Origin of the sequence: Micromonospora sp. NPDC093243 (genome assembly GCF_044753725.1) — a bacterium.
In the GTDB taxonomy this organism is placed as follows: Bacteria; Actinomycetota; Actinomycetes; order Mycobacteriales; family Micromonosporaceae; genus Micromonospora.
Window position 1 is genome coordinate 392041 of record NZ_JBIVNT010000006.1, and the last position, 22460, is coordinate 414500.

The window sequence follows — 22460 nt, forward strand, 5'->3', positions numbered from 1 at the left end:
GCGGCGGCGAAGCGATGGAGACGCGACGATGACGAACACCGTGGGCGAGGCCCGGGTGGGTGGGGCGCCGGCAAGCCTCCGACTGCCGGGGATAGTGCTGGGCGTGGGACTCGGCGGCTTCGTCGACGGCATCCTGCTGCACCAGCTCCTTCAGTGGCACCACCTGCTGACCAGCACGAACACCGACAACATCGGGGTGCGGTACTACAACCCGAAGACGGTCTCCGGGCTGGAGATGAACACCCTGTGGGACGGCATCTTCCACACCGTGTGCTGGGTCTCGGTACTCGTCGGCCTGGCGGTCCTCTACGCCCGGGTCACCGAGAACCGCCGCCGCGTGTGGACCTCCCGGGTGCTGTGGGGCTGGATCCTGGCCGGCTGGGGTCTGTTCAACCTCGTCGAAGGCGTGCTGGACCACCACATCCTGGGCATCCACCACGTGCACGGCGGCCCCCACCAGCTGTGGTGGGACATCGGCTTCCTCGTGCTGGGCGCGCTGCTGCTCATCGGTGGCTACCTGCTCCAGCGCAGCGGAAAGCCCTACGATCCCGCCGCCCGGCAGGCTGATCGGCCCGCCTGATGGGCCATGGGACGCACACCGGGCACGACCACGGGGCAGGTGGCAGTCTCCCCGAGTGGCTGCTTCCTGTCGTAGCCCTGCTCCTCTGCGCACAGCTGTACGGCTACCTGGCCTATCGGGCCCGCGGCCGTAATCCGGTCCTGGGCTGGAGCCGGTGGCGGACGGCCAGCTTCGTGGCCGGGCTCGCGCTGCTGGCCGTCGCGCTCCTGCCGCCCGTCGCGCCGCTCGCCCACACCGACTTCCGTGCGCACATGGCCCAGCACCTGCTCATCGGCATGTACGCGCCGATCGCTCTGGTGCTCGGCGCCCCGGTCTCCCTGCTGCTGCGGAACCTGCCCGCGCGCCGCGGTCGAGCACTGACCGCCGTGCTGCGCAGCCGCCCGGCCCGGCTACTGGCGCACCCGGCCACCGCCCTGCTGCTCTCCACCGGCAGCCTCGTGCCGCTCTACTTCACCCCGCTCTACCACGTCGCGACCCAGCCGGCCGGGCACTGGCTGCTGCATGCCCATTTCCTGCTCAGCGGTTGCCTGTTCGCCTACGTCATCGCCGGACCCGACCCCGCACCCGCCCGGCCCGGTGTCCGTACCCGCCTGGTCTACCTCGGCTTCGCGATCGCGGGGCACGCCGTCATCTCACAGCTGATGTACGGCGGGTACTGGGTCGACATCCACGCTCCGGTCGCCGAGGTCCAGGGCGGTGCGGAGATCATGTACTACGGCGGCGACATCGCCGAACTCCTGCTCGCCGCCGCGCTCGTCGCCACCTGGCGTCCAGGTCGTAGGCCCCGGCCCGTTGTGGACAGCGCACCCGGCTACCGGCCCGCGCAGATCTGACCGCCGCCATCGCCCGGGCCCGTCACGGGTCGGTGAAACTCGCCCTCAAGGCCGACCGCCTGACCGGAGGGCTGGCCTTGCCGCCACCGCCGTCAGGGGACGGTGCCCCGGTAGACCTCCACGTCGTAGAGCAGCCGAACCGGCACGCCGTTGGTGACTCCGACGAAGACCGGCTCACCCGCCGGCGTCCGGCCGAGACGCCAGGCCTCCGCTCGCGCGGCGTCCCGGGACTCGCGGTGGATCCTTCCCGCGCGATGCAGCTCGAGGACCCGGCGGGCGGTGGTCCGGTCACTCTCCAGCTGGATCCGGATCAGAGGCATGCGCGGGACCCCCTCCGTGCCGTGATGACAGCGCCGGTACGTCGACAGCGCCATGTACGCCGATCAGCTAACTTAACGCCGTTAACCTAACTGAGCAGTGTACTAGGGTGACGGGGTGACAGAGGAGAGCCAGCCGACCGGGCAGCCCGGCGGGGGCACGTCCGTGTGGCTGCGCGCCGAGACCGGCCGCCCGCGTCGTACGCCGCCGCTGAGCCGGGACCGCATCGTCGAGGCGGCGGTGACGCTGCTCGACCAGCACGGCACCGACGGTCTGACCATGCGCCGCCTCGCCCAGCTGCTCGACGTCACCTCGACCGCGCTCTACTGGCACGTACGGACGAAGGATGACGTCCTGGACCTGGCCGTCGACCAGATCTTCGGCGCGGTACGCCTCCCGGCCGTCACCGACGACTGGCGGGACGACGTACGCACCCTGATCCGTGACTGGCGCGCGGCGATGCTCCGGCACCCCTGGGCGCCGGGTCTGATCGGGCGCCCGATGCTCGGACCCAACGTGCTCGCCCGCACCGAGTTCCTCCAGGCGGCACTGGTCCGCGGTGGCTTCACCGCCCTGGAGCTGGCGGTGACCACCCGCCTGCTGGCCAACTACGTCATCGGCGCGGCGGTCACCGAAGCCACCTGGCACCGGACCGCGGACCCGCAGGCCCGGGCGGCGGCCCGGCGACACATCGCGGCCGACCCCACCACCTATCCGACCCTCGACGCCTCCGGCCACCTCGACGACGCCCGGTGGAGCGACGACGAACTGTTCCGACGGGGCCTCGAAGCCATTCTGGCGACCGCACCACGCTAGGCGCCGACCGCGCCGGGGGAGCTGCACCGCCCGCCCCGCCACGGGCACAGGAGCGTCTATGCCCTGGCCGCCGCGGTGACGATGCCGTGACGGCGGGGCGTGGACGCTGGTCGCGTGCCCGTCTCTCCCGGCGAGGCGGGCGGCGCCGGTATCGACCGGCGGCTGTCGAGTTGGTCCAGGGGTGTGGCGTGAGAAGACGCGGTGTTGTCGCTGGAATCGTCCTCGCCGTGTGCGTCAGCGTCGCCGGGCTGCCCGCCTCGGCCAGCGCCCACGGGTCCGCGAGTGCGGACGCGTACGGCTGGTGGGGGTACGACTTCACCCGACCGACGGTCCTGGCCACCGGACTCGAAGCGCCCTGGGGACTGGCCTTCCTGCCGGACGGCAGCGCGCTCGTCGGCGAGCGCAACAGCGGGCGGGTGCTGCAGGTCCGTCGCGGTTCGGCAGCCCGGCCGGTCGCGCAGATCGCCGGGGTCGCCGCGACCGGCGAGGCCGGGCTGCTCGGGCTGGCCGTCTCGCCGAACTACCGCCTCGACCGTTACGTGTACGCGTACTTCACGTCCAGCGTCGACAACCGGATCGTCCGCTTCCGGCTCAGCGCGCCGTGGCTGCAGCAGCCGATTCTCACCGGGCTCGCCCGAGCCGCGGTGCACGACGGCGGTCGGATCGCGTTCGGCCCCGACGGGATGCTCTACGCGGGCGTCGGCGACGCCGGGCAGGCCGCCACGGCGCAGGATCCGCGCAGTCGCAACGGCAAGATTCTGCGCATGCGACCCGACGGCGGCGTGCCGGCGAACAACCCGGTCGCCGGGTCGCTGGTCTACAGCCTCGGCCACCGCAACGTGCAGGGCCTGGCCTGGGACTGGCGGGGCCGGCTCTACGCGACCGAGTTCGGTCAGAGCAGCTGGGACGAGGTCAACCGCATCGTGCCCGGCGGCAACTACGGCTGGCCCGTCGTCGAGGGAGTCGCCGGCGATCCGCGCTTCCGCGACCCGATCGTCACGTGGCGACCCGCGGAGTCCTCGCCCAGCGGCGCGGCGATCGTGGGCGGGACGCTGTACGTCGCGGCTCTGCGCGGCACCCGGCTGTGGGTGGTGCCGCTCGACGGCGCCGGCGGTGCCGGCACCCCCACGGCGCAGCTCGTCGGCACCTACGGTCGGCTGCGGACGGTGGCGGTCGCGCCGGACGGATCGCTCTGGGTCGTGACCAGCAACCGCGATGGTCGGGGCACCCCGGCCGCCGGCGACGACCGGATCCTGCGGTTCCCGCCTCGGCTCGGCTGGTGGTGGTGAGCGGCGCCGTCCGGTGTCGGGCGGCCGCGGCGGTCAGCCGGGTACGCCGACGTTGAGCGGGTCGGCCAGTAACTGGTCGAAGGCGAGTTCGGCGGCGCCGATCAGGGCGGCGTCGCGGCCGAGCGCCGCCGGTCGCAGCCGCACCTGGCGCGGAGCCGAGGTGGGCAGGGCCAGTTCGTCCAGGCGACGGCGTACGGTGCCCGCCCCGGCGGCGTGGAGCGCACGCAGGGAGCCGCCGAGCACGACGGTGTGTGGGTTGATCACGTTGATCAGGTTGGCCAGACCGAAGCCGAGCCAGTCTGCGACGTGGTCGACCGCGGCGCTGGCCGTGGGCTCACCGCTGACCGCCGCGCGCAGCACCTCGGCGACCGCGCCCGGCGCGTCCGCGTGCCGGCCGGCGTACCGCAGCAGCGCCGCCTCGCCGATCTCGGTCTCCCAGCAGCCGCGTGAGCCACACCAGCACGGCAGCCCGTCCGGGTTGACGACCATGTGGCCCACCTTGCCGCTGTGCCCTCGGTGGCCGACGACCAGCCGGCCGCCGACGATGATGCCGGCGCTGACGCCGGGGCCACCGTGCAGATAGACGAGATCGTCACTGCCGGCCGCCGCGCCCCGGGCGTGTTCCGCGAGACCGGCGATGTCGGCGAGGTCGCCGACCACGACGGCGGGACCGTCGGCGAACCGGTCCGCGACCTCTGCGCGAAGTGCGTCGTCGGGCCCGCCGATCCGGATCCGTCCGTCGGGGGAGCGGGTGGAGTCCGCCACCGCGACGGCACCGCCCACGCAGACCCTGTCCGCCTCGACGAGGCGTTCCATGTCACGGACCAGGGCGGCCAGCGCGCCGACGGCGTCGACGGCGGACATGCCGGGCTGACGGTCGGTCTCACGCAGGTCGAGGATGCGGCCGCCGAGACCGATGCGGGCGGCGCGCAGCCGGTCCACCTCGATGCTCAACGCCGTGGCGTAGACCCGGCCGGAGCGGGGGCTCACCACGAGGGAGGGGCGGCCGGCGCGTCGGCCCGTGGTGGGTGCCGCCTCTTCGGTCACGAGGCCGACGGCGGCGAGGTCGCCGGCGAGCGCTCCGATGGTGCTGCGGTTGAGGCCGAGCCGGCTGGTCAACTCGGCCCGGGTGGTCGGCCCGTGGAGGTGGACGTGGCGCAGCACGGCGCCCAGGTTCTGCCGACGGGTCTCCTCCTGGCTGGCGCCGAGCGGCGGCGCGGTCGGTGAGCCCGGGTCTCGACCGTCCCGGGGGAGCCCGGACAGCACACGTTGCCGCACCTTCGAGCCGCCTCTCGTCCGTTGCCCACGTCGTTCACGTGCCCGAGTACGACGAAGGGTCCCGGAGAGCTCCGGGACCCGACGTCGTACTGCGGTGCTTACTTGGTGAGCGGCGAGAGCTTCGGGTCGTTCGCGTACGCCTCGGCCGCGTTCGCCTTGGTGACGGCGACCGGCGGGAGCAGGTACGTGTCGACGACCTTGACGCCGTTGTTGTAGGACTTGGTGTCGTTCACCTCGGCCTTGTTGCCGGCCTGCAGAGCCTTGACCATCTCGATGGTCTGCTTGACCAGGTTCCGGGTGTCCTTGTTGATCGTCATGTACTGCTCGCCAGCCATGATCGACTTGACCGACTCAACCTCGGAGTCCTGGCCGCTGACCACCGGGACCGGCTTGCCGGCACCCTTGATCGAGGTGATGATCGCGCGGGCCAGGGTGTCGTTCGGGGAGAGGACGCCGTCCAGCTCCTTGTTGCCGTAGGTCGAGGTCAGCAGCTGGTCCATACGGGCCTGCGCACCCTCGGCCTTCCAGCCCTGGATGGCGGTCTGCTTGACGTCGGTCTGCTTCGAGGCGACGACCACGTTGCCCTTGTCGATCTCCGGCTTCAGCACGTCCATCGCGCCGTCGAAGAAGACCTTGGCGTTGTTGTCGTCCGGCGAGCCGGAGAACAGCTCGATGTTGTACGGGCCGTTCGGCTTCTTGGCCTTCATGCCGTCCAGCAGGGCCTGGCCCTGGAGCTGGCCGACCTTGAAGTTGTCGAACGCGACGTAGTAGTCGACGTCCGGCGAGTTGACGATCAGCCGGTCGTAGGCGATGACCTTCGCGCCGGCGGCGTGGGCGGCGGCGACCTGGGTCGACAGCTGCGCGGCGTCGGTCGCGCCGATGACGATGACCTTGGCGCCCTTGGTGACCATGGCGGTGATCTGCGCCTGCTGGTCGGCGACCGTGGTCGACGCGCCCGCGTACTGCACGTCAGCCTGGAAACCGGCCTCCTTGAGACCGTTGGTGAAGAGGTCGCCCGCGAGGACCCAGTTCTCCGAGGTCTTGGCCGGCAGGGCCACACCGATCAGGGAGTTGGCCGGGAAGCCCTTGGCCTCGGAGCCCGAGCCGCTGGTGCCCTCGTCGCGGCCGGAGCCGCAGGCGGTGAGGGCAAGCGCCGCGATGGCGCCGACGGCCACCGCCTTGCCGATGATGTTGCGCATGAGGGTTGGGTGCCTTTCTTGGTGGTGAGGGAAGTGGTCGGCGTCAGCCGGCCACTGGTGCCTTGGCGGGCTCGCGGTCCGCGTCGGACGTCGGTGGTGGTGCCGCGGGGGTGTCGCGGCGGAACGAGCGGGTGAGGCTTCCGATGATCGAGAAGCGTCCCTGCCGCTTGTTGTAGACGTCGAGGGCGACCGCCAGCAGCAGGACCAGGCCCTTGATGATCTGGACCCGGTCGGTGCCGACGCCCATCAGCTGCAGACCGTTGTTGAGCACGGCCATGACCAGACCGCCGACGATCGAGCCGCTGATGGTGCCGATGCCGCCGGAGACGGCCGCGCCGCCGATGAAGACCGCGGCGATGGCGTCGAGTTCCCAGCCGTTGCCGTCCTGCGGTCCGGAGGCCGCCGAACGGGCCACGAAGATCATGCCGGCCAGCGCCGCCAGCACGGACATGTTCATCATGACGTAGAAGTTGACCCGCTTGAGCTTCACGCCGGACAGCTCGGCCGCCCGGAAGTTGCCACCGACGGCGTAGATGTGCCGGCCGCCCGCGGTGTTGCGGGTGTAGAAGGAGTAGGCGATCACCAGCGCCACGAGGATGATGCCGGAGACCGGGAAGCTCGTGCCGACGCGACCGCTGGCGAAGCGGAGCGAGACGAAGACGAGCACACCGACCATGACCGCCATCCGCAGGATGGAGATCCACATCGGCGCGGGATCGGCGTTCATGTCCCGGCGCGTCTTGCGCGCCGACAGCTCGCGCCACACCACCGCGACGCAGCCCGCGAGGCCGAGCAGCAGGGTGAGGTTGTTGTAGCCGGTGTTCGGCCCGACCTCGGGCAGGAACCCGGAGCCGATCACCCGGAAGCCCTCGGGCACCGGGATGGTGTTGGCGTTACCGATGAACTGGTTGCCGCCGCGGAAGAGCAGCATGCCGGCCAGGGTGACGATGAACGCCGGCACCCCGATGTAGGCCACCCAGAACCCCTGCCAGGCGCCGATGATCGCGCCGATGGCGAGGCCGAAGAGGATCGCCACGGGCCAGGGCAGGTTCCACTCGGCCATCGCCTTGGCGACCAGGATGCCGGTGAAGGCGGCGATCGAGCCGACCGAGAGGTCGATGTGCCCGGCGACGATCACCATCAGCATGCCGATGGCCAGGATGAGGATGTACGAGTTCTGCTGGAAGAGCGCGATCAGGTTGTCCGACCGCAGGGTCAGCCCGTCCGTCCAGATCTGGAACAGGACGACGATCGCGACCAGCGTGAAGATCATCCCAAACTGGCGGGCGTTGGAGGTGGTGCCTCCGAAGAGGTTCTTCTGGAGTTCCTTCAGTCGGCTCATCGTGTCTGCATCTTCTTAGTCGAGGTCATCAGCTTGAGGAGGGTTTCCGGGTTCGCGTCCTGGCGGGCGACTTCGCCGGTGATGGCGCCTTCGGACACCGTGTAGATGCGGTCGCAGATCCCGATCAGCTCAGGCAGCTCCGAGGAGATGACGACGACGCCCTTCCCCTGGTCGGCGAGCCGCTGAATGATGCCATAGATCTCGTATTTGGCGCCCACGTCGATGCCGCGGGTCGGCTCGTCGAGGATCAGCAGGTCCGGGTCGGTGAACATCCACTTCGCCAGCACGACCTTCTGCTGGTTGCCACCGGAGAGCTTGTCGACGCCCTCGTCGACCGTCGGGGCCTTGATCCGCAGGTCCCGGCGGTACGCCTCGGCCGCCCGGTACTCGTCGACCTCGCTGAGCACACCGTGATGCGTGATCTTCGACAGCTTGGCCGCCACCGTCGACATCTTGATGTCGTCGAGCAGGTTCAGGCCGATCGCCTTGCGGTCTTCGCTGACGTACGCGAGCCCGTTGGCGATCGCGTCCGCGACGGACTTCAGGACGATCTCCTTGCCGTCCTTGATGATCGTCCCGGACTCGTACACCCCGTAGGAGCGGCCGAAGACGCTCATGGCCAGCTCGGTACGGCCGGCGCCCATGAGGCCGGCGAAGCCGACGATCTCGCCGCGACGTACGACGAAGTTCGAGTTCTTGGCGACCAGCCGCTCGGCGGAGATGGGGTGCCGGACGGTCCAGTCGCGGACCTCGAAGAAGACCTCGCCGATCTTGGGCGTGTGGTCCGGGAACCGGCTGTGCAGCTCCCGACCGACCATGCCCCGCACGATCCGGTCCTCGTCGACGCCGTCGGCCTTGACGTCCAGCGTCTCGACGGTCTGGCCGTCGCGGAGGATGGTGATCCGGTCGGCGATCGCCTCGATCTCGTTCAGCTTGTGGGAGATGATGATCGAGGTGATGCCGCGCTCGCGGAAGCCCCGCAGCAGGTCGAGCAGGTGCCGCGAGTCCTCCTCGTTCAGGGCCGCGGTCGGCTCGTCCAGGATGAGCAGCTTGACGTCCTTGGCGAACGCCTTGGCGATCTCCACCAGCTGCTGCTTGCCGACCCCGATGTCCTTGATCAGGGTGTCCGGGTCCTCTTCGAGGCCGACCCGGGCCATCAGGTCCAGCGCCATCCGGTTGGCGGCCTTCCAGTCGATCGCACCCCGCTTGCGCGGCTCGTTGCCGAGGAAGATGTTCTCGGTGATCGACATGTGCGGGATCAGCGCGAGCTCCTGGTGGATGATCACGATGCCCGCGTGCTCGCTGCTCCGGATGTCCGAGAAGCGACTTTCCGCCCCTCGATAGACGATCGTGCCGTCGTAGCTGCCGTAGGGATACACCCCGCTGAGGACCTTCATCAGCGTGGACTTGCCCGCGCCGTTCTCGCCGCATATGGCGTGGATCTCACCGGCGCGTACCGCAAGGTTCACGTCGGAGAGGGCCCGCACCCCGGGGAACTCCTTGGTGATGGAGCGCATCTCCAAGAGGACAGGAGCCTCGCTCATCGGTCACCACCTCGCCAATGTCATGATCTCTCCGAAGGGGTCTAGCCCGCACCTGCTTTTGTTGCCGACGGCAACCTATTCAGCCGGAGGATCTTGTGCAAGCGCGGGGGCCAACATTTCAGTAACAACCAGGAAATAGAGGCTACTCCGGGCTGCTGCCCGCGCCACGTGCGGAGAGCCTCCGGAGGGCCCTCGGCCGCGTACTCTCCGTCACATTCCGGAAACACCCTGTACGTCGTCGATGGCCCGCACGGCGGGAAGAAGTTCCCGGCACCGGCTCAGCGCGACCAGCGCCACCGGCGCGTCCCGACCCTGGATGCCGGCGGCCAGGTCGGCCACCGCCGGGGCGGCCCGCTCCGGTTCTCCCGCCGCCACGGCTGCCTCGGCCAGCACCAGGACGGCCTCGGCGGCCCACGCCCAGATTCCCTTGCCCCGCACCAGCGACAACGCGTCGGTAGCGTGCTGAACGGCCTCTTCCGGGCGGCGGGTGAGGGTCAGCCGGGCCAGCGCCGAGAGCGCCTGCACCAGCGGCCAGATCGCACCTACCCGCCACGCGTCGGCGACCACCTCTCGCAGCGCCTGCTCGGCCCGCGCCACGTCGCCGCCGGTGGCCGTGCGCGCCAGTACGGTGGCCAGCTCGGCCCGGGCGTCGAGCAGGGTGACCGGCATCCGCCCGGCGGCGGCGACCAGCCGGGCGAGGCGCTCCGCCAGCCCGTCCAGCCGCCCGGCGGCCCGGTCGAGCGACAGCTCGGTCGCCTCCACCAGGGCGGCGAGCCGTTCGTAGCCGGTCTCCTCGACCAGCTCCCGTCCGGCGGCCAGGAGCGCGGCGGACTGCTCCAGGTGCCCGGCGTGCAGCGCGCCCTGCGCCCAGTTCAGGCAGGCCCGCGCGTGCTCCCGGGGTCGCTCCGCCAGCTCCACGGAGGCGCGTAGCTCCGCGATGACCGCCCAGGCCGCCGGATCGCCCAGCTCCAGCAGCAGCGACGCACGGGCGATCCGGACCGCGAGGTGCGCCGCCGGATCCCCACTGGTGGCCGCGGCGGCTTCCGCCTCCGCGCACCGGGCGAGGTGGTCGTCGACGTGCCGGCCGACCACCGTGTCCGGCGCGGCCAGTACCGCGAGGGCCGGGGCCCGGCGCCGGGGCGCCCGCAGGAACGGCACCGCGCGCTCGATCTCGGCGTACCCGCGCAGCGCCTCACCCTGCTGGCGCAGCATCCGCCCGAGCACCAGACCCAGCTCGCCCCGGGCACCGGGCGGCAGCCGCCGGTCGGCGAGCAGCCGCTCCAGCACCGGGATCGCCTCGGCCTGGCTGAGCCCGTCGATGGCCGACCGGCCCAGCTTGCCGGCGAGCCGCGCCCGTACCGGTCGGGGCAGCTCGGCGACGGCCATGGTCTGGAGCAGGAAGCCGGCCGCGGTCGCGTCGTCCCCGCGTTCGGTGGCCAGGTCGGCGGCGGCCTCGGCGTTGCGGACGAAGTCGGCGCCGCTGCCGGCCAGCCGGTAATGGTGCGCGAGTTGGGCGACCGGCCGGGGCAGTTCCCGCTCCAGCACCCGCGCGACGCGCAGGTGCAGCCACTCCCGGGTGTCCCGGGGCACCATGTCGTAGACCACCTGCCGGGCCAGGTCGTGCCGGAAGCGCAGCCCCTCCCCGGTGTCGTGCAGCAGCCCCGCCCGGTGGGCCGCGGTCAGCGCCGCGCGGACCGCGGCCCGGTCCTGGCCGAGCGCGGCGGCGAGGATGCGCTGGTCCGGGACGAGGCCCAGCACGGACGCCGCGCCGAGTACCTCCCGGCTGGCCTCGTCGAGCGGGCGCAGCCGCCAGAGCAGCACGTCACGCAGCACGAACGGGACGCTCTCGTCGGCCAGCGGGTCACCACCCCGCTCGGCGAGGGTGCGCAGCACCTCCTCCACCACGAACGGGATCCCGGCCGTCCGCTCGAGCAGGGTGGCGGTCAGTTCCGGCGGCGGATCGTCCAGCCGCAGCGTCCGAGCGGCCAGCCGACGGACGTCCTCGGCGGCCAGCGCGCCCAGCGGCACGCGGGTGACCGCCCACGGCGGGGTACGCGCCAGCGCCTCGTGGATCGGCGTGCTGCCACCGGGCGCCGGGGTACGGGCGGTCAGCACCACGGCCAGGCCGTCCACCGGGTGGCTGCCCAGGTATGCGAGGAGGTCGCAGGTCGCCGGGTCGGCCCAGTGCAGGTCCTCCAGCACCAGCACGGCGGGGGCCAGCGCGGCGAGCACCGCGGCGACGGCCCGCAGCAGCCGGTGTCGTTCGGCCGCCGGGTCGGTCAGCGGCGCGGGCGCGGCGGGCAGTACCTCGGTCAGCTCGGGCAGCAGCGGCGCGAGGGCGCCGGCCACCGGGTTGAGCGGGCCGAGATGATCCGCGCCGGCCCGGACGGCGTCCAGCAGCACGCCGAGCGGGAAGGGCTCCGGCACGTCGTCGCACTCGCCGACCAGGTGGCGCCCGGGCAGACCGGTGAGCAACTCGGCGACCAGCCGGCTCTTGCCGATGCCGGGCTCGCCCTCCAGCAGCACCAGGCACGGAGGGGCCTCGACGAGCCGGCGCAGCAGCGCCAGCTCCGCCGTCCGCCCGACGAACTCGACGGGTCCGCGCAGGCGTGCGGGGCGGATCGGGGATGGAACCCCGCCGCCCCGCACGTTGTCCTCGCCGCTGTCGATCACCGTGGGGCGAGCAGATCACCCCGGCGGCGTCCGACGGCCGGCCGGCGGACCACCGGTGACATGGGTCACACGGTCCGGCCCGGCGGCACCGTCAGGACTGGACGGTGATCGGCACGGTCTTGAGTGGACCGGTGCCGTTGCCGAACTCCACGTAACCGATGTAGCGGCGCCCCGGGGTGAGTCCGGACCAGCGCAACGTCAGGTTCGCCGTCGCACCCGCCTGCACGCTGCGTTGCTTCGGGTCGATGGTGAGCTTGCCGCTGGCGGACCCCGGCGCGCCCGGCAGATAGGTGGTGATGGTGTACGTGTCGCCGTCCTGCCCCGCCGGCAGGTTCTCGACGAACTCCTGCTCGACGACGAGGATGTAGTCCCCGGCGCCGTCGGGCAGCGTCACGGTGGCACCGGCGCGGCCACTGGCGGTGGCGGTCACGAACTTACCGGCCGGGTCGTAGACGTTCACGCTGAACTCCGTGCACGCCATCACCCCCTCCTCGTCCTCCCAGTCGATGTGGGAGCAGACGGGCAGCCGTGAGGTCACCCGCACCTGCGGTGTCCGGGTGCCCGCCGGCACGTGCACGGTGCTCTTGTGGATCGACGCGGGCAGCGGCACCGGCAGGTTGTTCGACGAACTCCAGTCCCAGGAGGGCCCGTCGCCGTGCAGGGCGACGGTGCTGCTGGTGCCCGCCGTCAGGCCGATGAGCCCGGAGACCAACCGGCCCCGGTAGCCGACCTCGGCGGCGATCCGGACGCTGCCGGAGGTGCCGGCGCCGGTGATCGCGTCGGGAACGATCAGCCCGGCGTTGCGTACGACCAGCGGGGTCCGCACCCGGTGCTGGAACTGGTCGCGCCAGGTCAGCGCGCCGTCGACCCAGGTGTCGAACGCGCCACCGGCGTTGGTGACCTGCACCGAGAATCGGGCGGTCTGGCCGGGGCGGATCGTCAGCTTGGCCGGGGTGACCTTCACGGTGTAACCCGGCGGCGCCTGCACCGAGGAGGTGTAGGTGCTGGTCCTGTCGCTGACGTTGGTGACGGTCCGGCTGACCGTCTGCTTGCCCACCATCCGACCCAGCGAGATGGACGGGTAGTTCAACTGGGCGGTGTCGAGCACGCCGATCTGGTCGCAGCCGTCGAGTTCCACGTTGTACTCGGTGCCGCGCTCGGCGACTCCGCACAGGTAGCGCAACCAGTCCTGCGGACCGGAGTCGTAGACCAGGCCCGGGTCGAACGCGCTGCCCGGGCGGACCTGACCGGCGCCGTAGTTGAGCGGGGTGGCGTCGTAGCTGCCGATCTTGATCGGGTTTCCCTCGTCGGTGGTGTCGACCGCGCTGGTCATCAGCGCCGAGCGCACCGTCGCCGGGGACCAGTCGGGGTGCTTGGCCAGCAGCAGGGCGGCGATGCCGGCGATGTGCGGCGCCGCCATCGAGGTGCCCGATTCCAGGGCGAAGTCGTTACCGCCGACGGACGGCGAGTATGCCGCGGCGATGTCCTGGCCAGGGGCGCTGATGTCCGGCTTGAGCAGGTCACCGGCGTTCAGGTTGGACGGACCCGCCGAGGAGAAGGCAGCCACCCCCGGTGCCTCGACCGTCTCCAGCGTGGCGGCCGAGATGCTCGCCGTGGCGTTGCCGGTGGCGACGTACGCGCCGACCGTGGCCAGGTCGACCTCGTTGATGTGCACCGTCGGCACGGTGTGCACGTCGGCGTTGAGCGAGTTCAGCGAGTCGTTGTAGAGCACCATCCCGACCCCGCCGGCCCGGGCCACCTCGGCGCTCTTGTCCGTACGCGGGACCTCGCCGCGCAGACAGAGCACGATGGCGCCCTTGACCTTGGCCGGGTCCAGCGAGTCGTCGGCGCAGAGTTCGGCAGCGTAGGTGTCGCTCGGGTTGGGGCCGTTCTCCCTGGCGAAGACCAGCCGCGCCGGTCCGACGCCGCTGGCACCCATGCCCGACCCGGTGATGGTGGTGCCGTTGCCGAGCGTCAGCGTCCGGGTGTGCTGCCGGTCGGTGGTGCTCGCGGCCACCGTGGTCACCCACGGGGTCGAGTTGTCGACGGTGCTGGCCGTCGGGCCGGCGTTGCCGGCGGCGGCGGCGACGAAGACCCCGGCGGCCGCGGCGTTGAAGAACGTCGCGTCGATCGCGCCGAACCGCTCGCTGTCGTCGCCGATCGAGTAGTTGATCACGTCGACACCGTCGGCGACCGCGTCGTCGATGGCGTGCACGATGTCGATCTCCGACCCGCTCGCCGAGCCGGCGCCGGTGTCGTAGAGCGCCTTGTAGACCGCGAGCCGGGCGGCCGGCGCCATGCCGGAGATCGTGCCGAGGTCCTGCGTGCCCGACTTCGCCGGTACGCCGTGGTTGCCCGCGGCGGTGCTGGCGGTGTGGGTGCCGTGGCCGTTGCGGTCGCGGGGGGACGAGAACTCGTCGGGGAACGCCTCGGCGATCCCGCTGTCGTTGTACCAGCGTGCCCCGATCACCTTGTTGTTGCAGGTGATCGGCGCCTCGGTGCCGACGTCGCAGGTGCCCTTCCACTTGGCGTCGATGATCGCCTGGTCCGGCCGCGGGCTGGGCAGTGGGGCGAAACTCGCGCTCTCCGGCCAGAAGCCGCTGTCGATGACCCCGACGATCATGCCCTCGCCCGCGTGGGCGACGTCGCCGAACTGCTGCCGCCAGGCTCCGCGGGGGCCGGTCAGGCCGAGGAAGTCCGGGGTGTGCGAGGTGGTGGCGTGCACGGTGCGGTTCTCGTACACCGCTCGCACGCCCCGGGTGGCCCGCAGCCGGGCCGCCTGCGGGCCGGTCAGGTCCACCGCGAAGCCGTTGAACGCGGTCTCCAGGGTGACCCGGGGTTGACCGGCCGGAACGCCCACGGACTTCAGGACGTCGGTGCGCTGCTGGCGCAGGTGCTCCCGGTACGCCTGGGCGGTGCCCGAGTTGCGGTTCAGCTTGGCGCCGCGGGTCGGCCTGGTCGCCGCGATCCCGGCGACGCCGCCGGCGTAGGTGGCCAACGGCTCGTCGTCGAGCTGGACGAGGTAGCGGGCGGTCGGCCCGCTTCCGACCGGCGCGGCGGCGACGGCGGTGCCCCCGCCCAGGCTGGTCAGGCCGGCCGCGACCAGGGTCGCGGCGGCCAGCATGCTGACCCCGCGCCTGGTCCGTCCGGGGCGTTGCGCATTCGGTATTGGCACGTGTTGCCCTCCACGTTCGGTGCCGCCCCGACTGGTGACGGTGGCCGAAAACGTAGGATCGGCATCCATCATCGAGAAGCGCTCGTAACCCAACCGTCATCTCGGAAACAAGCTCGTAACCTCAGCGGTACTTTGCGCGTCATTTCAGCGGCCCACCGGGCGGGCGCACACCGCGTCGGGTGCCTCGGCACGGGGAAAGGTTGCCGGCCCACCCATCCGGTCGCGGCGCCGCTCCGAATCCCTGCCAGGGCTCAGGATCATGGAGGGGCGCAGTGGGAGATGCTGACGGCGGGCGGGCCCGCCGGTGGGATCCGGTCGTCGTCGGCGCCCGACCGTTGGACGTCGACGACCTGCTCGGCCGGGTGGCCCGGGGTGACGACGCCGCCTTCGCCGCCCTCTATGACGCGGTGGTCGGCAAGGTGCTCGGCCTGGCCCGGCGGGTGTTGCGCGATCCCGGCATGGCCGAGGAAGTGACCCAGGAGGTCCTCGTGGAGGTGTGGCGGACGGCCGCCCGGTTCGACCCGACGCGCGGCACCGCGACCGCCTGGGTCCTGACGATGGCGCACCGCCGGGCGGTGGACCGGGTCCGGTCGGAGCAGGCGCGTACCGAGCGGACGCAGCGGGCCGCCGCGCGCGACGGCAGCGTGCCCTACGACGAGGTGGCGGAGGGGGTGGCGGCCCGGCTGGACCGGGAACAGGTCCGCCGCTGCCTGGACGGGCTGACCCCGCTGCAACGGGAGGCGGTGACCCTCGCCTACTACGGCGGGTACACCTATCGGGAGGTGGCGGAGCGGTTGGCCGCGCCGCTACCGACGATCAAGACGCGGCTGCGCGACGGGCTGATCCGGCTGCGCGACTGCCTCGGCGTTCAGGTGGGGGAGCGGGCATGAGCGCCGACATCCACACCCTCGCCGGCGCGTACGCCCTCGATGCGGTCGACGACCTCGAACGGGCGGCGTTCGAACGGCACCTCGCCGGCTGCGGCACCTGCCGTCAGGAGGTGGCCGAGCTGCGGGAGACCGCCGCCCGCCTCGCCGACGACACGACCGCCGAGCCCGTACCGGTCGCCCTGCGCGACCGTACGCTGGCCGCCGCCCGACGTACCCCGCAGGAACGCGTCGTCTCGGAACCCGACCGCCCGTCACCGTCCGGCCGGCGCTGGCCGCGCTGGCTGACCACCGTCGCCGCCGCCATCGTCGCGGCCGCCGGCGCGAGCGCGGTGACCTGGACCGTCGCCGACAACGGGACCGAACAGCGTCAGGTCGTCGACGAGAACGCCCGCCGGGTCGCCGAGGTCCTCACCGCACGTGACGCCCGGGTCCACCAGATCGCGGTCGAGGGCGGCGGCCGCACGGTGCTGGTGGTGTCCCAGGAACGCGACCGCGGCGTCGCGGTGCTGCGCGATCTGCCGGCGCCCGGTGCGGGCCGGGCCTATCAGCTGTGGCTCATCCGTGGTGACGACGAACCTCGGTCCGTCGGGTTGCTCGCCGCCGACGCGACGACTGCCACCAGCGTCGTCGGCCCGATCGACGGCGCGTCGACGTTCGGGCTCTCGAACGAACCCGTCGGCGGGTCGCCCACGCCCACGCGGGTCGTCGCGCTCCTGCCGCTGCGCTAGCGCGGGCGGCAGCGGGTACGGCGTGGGCGCAACCGGGCGCGGCGTCCGGGCGCCCGCTCGTCGCGCCCGTCGCCGCGCCGCCCGCGCCGGGACGGGACAGTCGCTGCCACTCGACCGTCCACACGCTCCGTCCGGAAAATTCGGCATTCGCACCCATCCGGCAACCGGGTCACTCCGAATCCTCGGTGAAAGCACCAACCCCCGATCTGAGGAGCACCTATGTACCGGCGAATGTTCGCCGCCGTTGGCGCGACCGCCATCCTGGCCCTGTCCGCCTGCGGCGCCGACACCGACAGCGCCGCCGACGACGCCACCACCGCGCCGAGCACGTCGGCCGGCGCGCCGATGGCCTCGGCGTCGCCGTCGATGATGTCCGCGCAGTTCGGCCCGGGCTGCTCCGCGGTCCCGACCGACCCCGCTAACCCGGGCAGCTTCGACGCGATGGCGAAGGTCCCGGTCGCGACCGCCGCGTCCGGCAACCCGGTGCTGTCCACCCTGGTCACCGCGGTCAAGAAGGCCAACCTGGTCGACTCGCTCAACACCGCGCAGGGCGTGACGGTGTTCGCGCCGACCAACGACGCGTTCGGCAAGATTCCCAAGGCGGACCTCGACAAGGTGCTCGCCGACGACGCCATGCTGAAGAAGGTGCTGACCTACCACGTCGTACCAGGCCAGCTCTCCCCGGAAACCCTCGCCGGCACGCACGAGACCCTGCAGGGCGCCGACCTGACGGTGACCGGCAGCGGCTCCTCGTTCACCGTCAACGGCACGTCCATGGTGGTCTGCGGCAACGTCTCGACCGCGAACGCCACGGTGTACCTCGTCGACACCGTGCTGATGCCCAAGAGCTGACCATGACCACCGCGATCGGACCCCGGCCGGCCCACGGCCGGCCGGGGCCGCCCCCCTCCATCGGCCTGCGGGCGGTCGTCGTCGGCCTGCTCACCGCCGGCACCGCGGTCGCGGTCGCCCACCTGGCCGCCGGGGTGCTCAACCCCGCCGCGGATCCGGTGCTCGCCGTCGGCGCCGCCGCCATCGACCTCGCCCCGCAACCGGTCAAGGCGTTCGCCATCCGCACGTTCGGCACCGCCGACAAACTCGTCCTGGTGGCGGCCGTGCACGTCGCCCTCGCCGCCGCCAGCGTCATCATCGGCGCTGCGGCGCTGCGCCGCCGCCGCTACGGCGTCATCGGACTCGCCGCGTTCACCGTCATCGGCGTCGTCGCCGTCCTGACCCGTCCCACCGCCGTCGCCGTGGACGCCACCCCGACGATCGCCGGTGCCGTCGCCGGCCTGCTCGCCATGCTGGCGCTGGTCCGCTCCGCCGGCACCGTCGCCGTCTCGCCGACCGGCCGACCGCGGCTGCTCAACCGACGGCAGTTCCTGGCCACCTCCGGCGCGACCGCGTTGAACGCGGCCGCGGCCGCCGCCACCGGGCAGGCTCTCGGCGTGAACCGCGGCGTCGGAACCCGCTCCCGCGCCACGGTACGTATCCCCGCGCCCGCCAGCCCCGCCCCGCCGCTACCGGCGAGCGTCCGGGCGGATGTCGACGGTGTCTCCCCGTTCCACACGACCAATCGGGACTTCTACCGGGTGGACACCGCCCTCACCGTCCCGCAGGTGGACGTCGACCGGTGGCGGCTGACCCTGGGCGGTGCGGTGCGGCGGCCCCGCAGCTGGCGGTTCGAGGAGCTCCTCGCCCGCGAGCTGATCGAGCGCGACATCACCCTGAACTGCGTCTCCAACGAGGTCGGCGGGCCCTACATCGGGACCGCGCGCTGGACCGGCGTACCGCTCGCCCCGCTGCTGCGCGAGGCCGGCCTCGAGGTCGGACCGGACCAGCTGGTCAGCCGCTCCGTCGACGGGATGACCATCGGTACCCCGCTGCGGGCCGTGCTCGACGGCCGGGACGCCATGCTCGTGGTCGCCATGAACGGCGAACCGCTTCCCCTCGAGCACGGCTTTCCCGTCCGCATGCTGGTGCCCGGCCTCTACGGCTACGTGGGCGCGTGCAAGTGGCTCACCGAGCTGGAGGTCACCACCTTCGCCGCCTACGACGCGTACTGGGTGCGCCGCGGCTGGGCGGCGGATGCGCCCGTCAAGACCGCGTCCCGCGTCGACACCCCCAGACCCTTCGCCCGCCGGCCAGCCGGCCTGGTGACGATCGCCGGTGTCGCCTGGGCCCAGCGGCGCGGCATCAGCGCCGTCGAGATCCAGGTCGACGACGAGCCGTGGCGTCAGGCGCGGCTCGCCGACGGCCCCTCACCGGACCTGTGGCGGCAGTGGTCCTACCGGTGGGACGCCACGCCCGGCAGCCACACCATCCGGGTCCGGGCCACCGACGCCGCCGAAGCCACCCAGACCGAAGAGCGTGCGGCACCCTTTCCGAGCGGCGCGACCGGCTGGCACAACGTGACCGTGACGATCACCTGACCCGTACGTGCATCCCGCCGCGCGAGTCGGGCAATTCGTCTAGTGTCAGACTGTTCATGTTTTCCGCGTTTTCGTCGGAAAGGCGGAGCGATGGGGGTGCGCACCTGGATCGAGGGCTGGCCGGTCTACCGCCAGCTCACCGGCACCGACCCGCTGGGTCGGGGCGCCGCGGCCAAGTCCGCCCAGTCCACGTCGCTCACCGCGCGCACCGAAACCGCTGACAGCATGGCCAGGTCGATCTGCCCCTACTGCGCAGTGGGTTGCGGCCAACGGGTGTACGTCGAGGACGGGCAGGTCACTCAGATCGAGGGGGATCCGGACAGTCCGATCTCCCGTGGCCGGCTCTGTCCGAAGGGCGCCGCCAGCAAGAGTCTGGTGACCAGCCCGTTGCGTCAGACGACGGTGCGCTACCGGCGGCCGTACGCGACCGAGTGGGAAGACCTGGACCTCGACACGGCGATGAACATGATCGCCGATCGGGTCCTGGCGGCCCGGGACGAGACGTGGGAGGACGTCGACGGCGAGGGCCGTCCGCTGAACCGGACGCTGGGGATCTCCAGTCTGGGCGGCGCGACGTTGGACAACGAGGAGAACTACCTCATCAAGAAGTTGTTCACGGCGATGGGCGCGTTGCAGATCGAGAACCAGGCGCGTATTTGACACTCCGCCACCGTTCCCGGTCTGGGAACCAGCTTCGGTCGTGGCGGCGCGACGCAGTTCCAGCAGGACCTCGCCAACTCCGACGTCATCGTGATTCAGGGTTCGAACATGGCCGAGGCGCATCCGGTCGGGTTCCAGTGGGTGATGGAGGCCAAGCGGCGCGGCGCGAAGGTGTTCCATGTCGATCCCCGGTTCACCCGGACCAGCGCGTTGGCCGACAGCTACCTGCCGATCCGGGCCGGCACCGACATCGCGCTTCTCGGTGGGGTGGTGCGCTACATCCTGGAGAACGAACTCGACTTCCGCGAGTACGTGGTCTCCTACACCAACGCCGCGACCATCGTCAATGACGACTACCGCGACACCGAGGATCTGCACGGGCTCTTCTCCGGGTTCAAGGAGAAGAACGCCAGCTATGACCAGACCAGTTGGCAGTACCACGGGCACGAGCAGAACGGGACCCGCGACACCGAGACCCAACGGGAAACCGCGGCGGGGTTGGAGCACGAATCGCACGGCGCGCCGGTCAACGGTCAGACCGAGCGGGACGAGACCTTGCAGCATCCGCGCTGCGTCTACCAGATCCTCAAGCGGCACTTCGCCCGCTACACGCCGGAGATGGTCGAGCGGATCTGCGGCATCTCGCAGGAGAAGTTCCTCGAACTGGCCCAGGCCTGGACGGAGAACTCCGGCCGGAACCGGACCGGCATGCTCGTCTACTCGGTGGGTTGGACCCAGCACACCGTCGGAGTGCAGTACATCCGTACCGGCGCGATCATCCAGCTGCTCCTGGGCAACGTGGGGCGTCCGGGCGGGGGAGTGATGGCGCTGCGCGGGCACGCCAGCATCCAGGGCTCCACCGACATCCCGACGCTGTTCAATCTGCTGCCGGGTTATCTGCCGATGCCGCACCACGCCGACCACCCGACCTTCGACGAGTGGGTGGACAGCATCCGGCATCCGGGCCAGAAGGGCTTCTGGGGCAACGCCCGCGCCTACGGGGTGAACCTGCTCAAGGCGTACTGGGGGGACGCGGCCACCGCCGAGAACGACTACTGCTACGGCTACATGCCCCGGATGACCGGCGACCACGGCACCTACCAGCAGGTGCTCAACATGATCGACGGAAAGGTCAAGGGCTACTTCCTGCTCGGTCAGAACCCGGCCGTCGGCTCCGCGCACGGCCGCGCGCAGCGGCTGGGCATGGCGAACCTGGACTGGTTGGTCGTCCGCGACCTGTTCATGATCGAGAGCGCGACGTTCTGGCAGAACGGCCCGGAGACCGAGACCGGCGAGATCGTGCCCGAGCAGTGCCGCACCGAGGTGTTCTTCCTGCCGGCGGCCTCGCACGTGGAGAAGGAGGGCACCTTCACCCAGACCCAGCGGTTGCTGCAGTGGCGGGAGAAGGCCGTCGAGCCACCGGGCGACGCGCGCTCCGAGCTGTGGTTCTTCTACCACCTCGGCCGCATCATCCGCGACCGGCTGGCCACGTCGCCCCTGCCCCGCGACCGGGCACTGCTGGACCTGAACTGGAACTACCCGACGCACGGCCCGCTCGCCGAGCCGAGCGCCGAGTCGGTGCTCTACGAGATCAACGGGTACGACGTGGCCAGCGGCCGACCGCTCGCCTCCTTCACCGAGATGAAGGACGACGGCTCCACCGCCGGCGGCTGTTGGATCTACACGGGGGTCTACGCCGACGGCGTCAACCAGGCCGCCCGCCGCAAGCCCGGCTCGGAGCAGGACCTGGTGGCCGCCGAGTGGGGTTGGGCCTGGCCGGCGAACCGGCGGATCCTCTACAACCGCGCCTCCGCCGACCCGGACGGCAGGCCGTGGAGCGAGCGCAAGAAGTACGTCTGGTGGGACGCGGAGAAGGGCGAGTGGACCGGCTACGACGTGCCGGACTTCGAAAAGACCAAGGCGCCCTCGTTCCGGCCTCCCTCGGGTGCGGCGGGCGTGGCGGCGATCGCCGGCGACGACCCGTTCGTGCTGCAGGGCGACGGCAAGGGTTGGCTGTACGCCCCGACCGGCGTCCTCGACGGGCCACTGCCGACGCACTACGAGCCGGCCGAGTCGCCGGTGCGCAACCCGCTCTACCGGCAGCAGTCCAACCCGACCCGCAAGGTCTACACCCATCCCATCAACACGCTCAATCCGAGCCCGCCCGAGGCGCACAGCGACGTCTTCCCGTACGTCTTCACGGTCAGCCGGCTCACCGAACACCACACGGCCGGCGGGATGAGCCGTACCGTGCGGCCGCTGGCGGAGTTGCAGCCGGAGATGTTCGTGGAGGTCTCGCCGGAGCTGGCGGTCGAACGGGGACTGAATCATCTGTGCTGGGCGCACCTCATCACCACCCGAGCGGCGATCGAGGCCAAGGTGCTGGTCACCGACCGGCTCACCCCGCTACGGGTCGAGGGCCGGATCATCCACCAGATCTGGCTGCCCTACCACTTCGGCTACCAGGGCCTGGTCACCGGCGACTCCGCCAACGACCTGTTCGGGATCACCCTGGACCCGAACGTGCTGATCCAGGAGAGCAAGGTCGGCACCTGCGACATCCGGCCGGGCCGGCGGCCCAGGGGACGGGAGTTGCTGGACGTCGTCGTGGACTACCGGCGGCGGTCGGGGAACCTCAACCCGCACTACCCGCCGATGGTCACGACCGACGACGCGGCCAGCGACAGCGACCAGGAGGCCTGA

The 22460-nt window shown here is 71.5% G+C and carries 16 protein-coding genes; 9 read left to right on the forward strand and 7 right to left on the reverse strand.

From position 1 onward, the window contains the following. Positions 1-28: 28 nt before the first annotated feature. Both ACIP9D_RS22440 and ACIP9D_RS22445 read left to right on the forward strand, forming a co-directional pair. Positions 29-580 carry a DUF2243 domain-containing protein gene (locus ACIP9D_RS22440; protein ID WP_350874972.1) on the forward strand — a complete coding sequence of 184 codons (552 nt, stop codon included), beginning with the start codon at positions 29-31 and terminating at the stop codon, positions 578-580. Then, complete coding sequence (locus ACIP9D_RS22445; RefSeq protein WP_350874970.1) at positions 580-1413, forward strand: cytochrome c oxidase assembly protein; 834 nt, start codon at positions 580-582, stop codon at positions 1411-1413. Before ACIP9D_RS22440 ends, ACIP9D_RS22445 begins: the two co-directional genes overlap by 1 nt. A gap of 92 nt (positions 1414-1505) precedes the next feature. Here ACIP9D_RS22445 and ACIP9D_RS22450 read toward each other — a convergent pair whose 3' ends face one another. Continuing rightward, positions 1506-1733, reverse strand: a complete 228-nt coding sequence (locus ACIP9D_RS22450; RefSeq protein ID WP_350874968.1) for a hypothetical protein — start codon at positions 1731-1733, stop codon at positions 1506-1508. A 115-nt stretch (positions 1734-1848) separates the two neighbouring features. On the opposite strand from ACIP9D_RS22450, the gene ACIP9D_RS22455 reads away from it, so the two are divergent. Both ACIP9D_RS22455 and ACIP9D_RS22460 read left to right on the forward strand, forming a co-directional pair. Continuing rightward, positions 1849-2547: a TetR/AcrR family transcriptional regulator C-terminal domain-containing protein gene (locus ACIP9D_RS22455; RefSeq protein WP_350874966.1), complete on the forward strand. Its 699-nt coding sequence runs from the start codon at positions 1849-1851 to the stop codon at positions 2545-2547. Between the two features lie 227 nt (positions 2548-2774). Further along, positions 2775-3836, forward strand: a complete 1062-nt coding sequence (locus tag ACIP9D_RS22460; protein WP_350874964.1) for a PQQ-dependent sugar dehydrogenase — start codon at positions 2775-2777, stop codon at positions 3834-3836. A gap of 33 nt (positions 3837-3869) precedes the next feature. Here ACIP9D_RS22460 and ACIP9D_RS22465 read toward each other — a convergent pair whose 3' ends face one another. The 6 genes from ACIP9D_RS22465 to ACIP9D_RS22490 form a co-directional block, all read right to left on the reverse strand. Continuing rightward, a complete protein-coding gene (locus tag ACIP9D_RS22465; RefSeq protein WP_400450709.1) occupies positions 3870-5102 on the reverse strand; it encodes an ROK family protein in 1233 nt (410 codons plus the stop codon). A gap of 110 nt (positions 5103-5212) precedes the next feature. After that, a complete protein-coding gene (locus ACIP9D_RS22470) occupies positions 5213-6313 on the reverse strand; it encodes a sugar-binding protein (protein ID WP_350874962.1) in 1101 nt (366 codons plus the stop codon). A gap of 43 nt (positions 6314-6356) precedes the next feature. Further along, positions 6357-7655 (reverse strand): multiple monosaccharide ABC transporter permease, encoded by a 1299-nt coding sequence (mmsB, locus tag ACIP9D_RS22475; protein WP_350874960.1) that lies wholly within the window; start codon positions 7653-7655, stop codon positions 6357-6359. After that, positions 7652-9199 (reverse strand): multiple monosaccharide ABC transporter ATP-binding protein, encoded by a 1548-nt coding sequence (gene mmsA / locus ACIP9D_RS22480; protein WP_350874958.1) that lies wholly within the window; start codon positions 9197-9199, stop codon positions 7652-7654. The genes mmsB and mmsA overlap by 4 nt, the downstream gene beginning before the upstream one ends. Positions 9200-9409: 210 nt before the next feature. Next, a complete protein-coding gene (locus tag ACIP9D_RS22485; RefSeq protein WP_350874956.1) occupies positions 9410-11872 on the reverse strand; it encodes an AAA family ATPase in 2463 nt (820 codons plus the stop codon). Positions 11873-11963: 91 nt separating this feature from the next. Further along, the gene (locus tag ACIP9D_RS22490) at positions 11964-14996 is read right to left on the reverse strand and encodes a S8 family peptidase (RefSeq protein WP_350874954.1); all 3033 of its coding nucleotides are present in this window, start codon (positions 14994-14996) and stop codon (positions 11964-11966) included. A gap of 323 nt (positions 14997-15319) precedes the next feature. Between ACIP9D_RS22490 and sigK the strand changes: the two genes are divergently transcribed. The 5 genes from sigK (at position 15320) to fdh (ending at position 22460) form a co-directional block, all read left to right on the forward strand. After that, on the forward strand, positions 15320-15937 hold the full coding sequence (gene sigK / locus ACIP9D_RS22495; RefSeq protein WP_400450715.1) for an ECF RNA polymerase sigma factor SigK: 618 nt from the start codon (positions 15320-15322) through the stop codon (positions 15935-15937). Beyond that, entirely contained in the window at positions 15934-16665 is a 732-nt protein-coding gene (locus ACIP9D_RS22500) for an anti-sigma factor (protein ID WP_350874952.1), read from the forward strand. Before sigK ends, ACIP9D_RS22500 begins: the two co-directional genes overlap by 4 nt. 219 nt (positions 16666-16884) lie before the next feature. After that, positions 16885-17517, forward strand: coding sequence for a fasciclin domain-containing protein (locus ACIP9D_RS22505; RefSeq protein ID WP_350874950.1), 633 nt, complete (start codon positions 16885-16887; stop codon positions 17515-17517). A gap of 2 nt (positions 17518-17519) precedes the next feature. Beyond that, complete coding sequence (locus ACIP9D_RS22510) at positions 17520-19097, forward strand: molybdopterin-dependent oxidoreductase (RefSeq protein WP_350874948.1); 1578 nt, start codon at positions 17520-17522, stop codon at positions 19095-19097. 90 nt (positions 19098-19187) lie between these two features. After that, complete coding sequence (gene fdh, locus ACIP9D_RS22515) at positions 19188-22460, forward strand: formate dehydrogenase (protein WP_350874946.1); 3273 nt, start codon at positions 19188-19190, stop codon at positions 22458-22460.

Coding starts and splice junctions, on each gene's coding strand:
- ACIP9D_RS22510 (WP_350874948.1), top strand. CDS start 17,520: ATGACCACCGCGATCGGACCCCGGCCGGCCCACGGCCGGCCGGGGCCG.
- ACIP9D_RS22445 (WP_350874970.1), top strand. CDS start 580: ATGGGCCATGGGACGCACACCGGGCACGACCACGGGGCAGGTGGCAGT.
- mmsB (WP_350874960.1), bottom strand. CDS start 7,655: ATGAGCCGACTGAAGGAACTCCAGAAGAACCTCTTCGGAGGCACCACC.
- ACIP9D_RS22450 (WP_350874968.1), bottom strand. CDS start 1,733: ATGCCTCTGATCCGGATCCAGCTGGAGAGTGACCGGACCACCGCCCGC.
- ACIP9D_RS22470 (WP_350874962.1), bottom strand. CDS start 6,313: ATGCGCAACATCATCGGCAAGGCGGTGGCCGTCGGCGCCATCGCGGCG.
- ACIP9D_RS22490 (WP_350874954.1), bottom strand. CDS start 14,996: ATGCTGGCCGCCGCGACCCTGGTCGCGGCCGGCCTGACCAGCCTGGGC.
- ACIP9D_RS22440 (WP_350874972.1), top strand. CDS start 29: ATGACGAACACCGTGGGCGAGGCCCGGGTGGGTGGGGCGCCGGCAAGC.
- ACIP9D_RS22505 (WP_350874950.1), top strand. CDS start 16,885: ATGTACCGGCGAATGTTCGCCGCCGTTGGCGCGACCGCCATCCTGGCC.
- mmsA (WP_350874958.1), bottom strand. CDS start 9,199: ATGAGCGAGGCTCCTGTCCTCTTGGAGATGCGCTCCATCACCAAGGAG.
- ACIP9D_RS22500 (WP_350874952.1), top strand. CDS start 15,934: ATGAGCGCCGACATCCACACCCTCGCCGGCGCGTACGCCCTCGATGCG.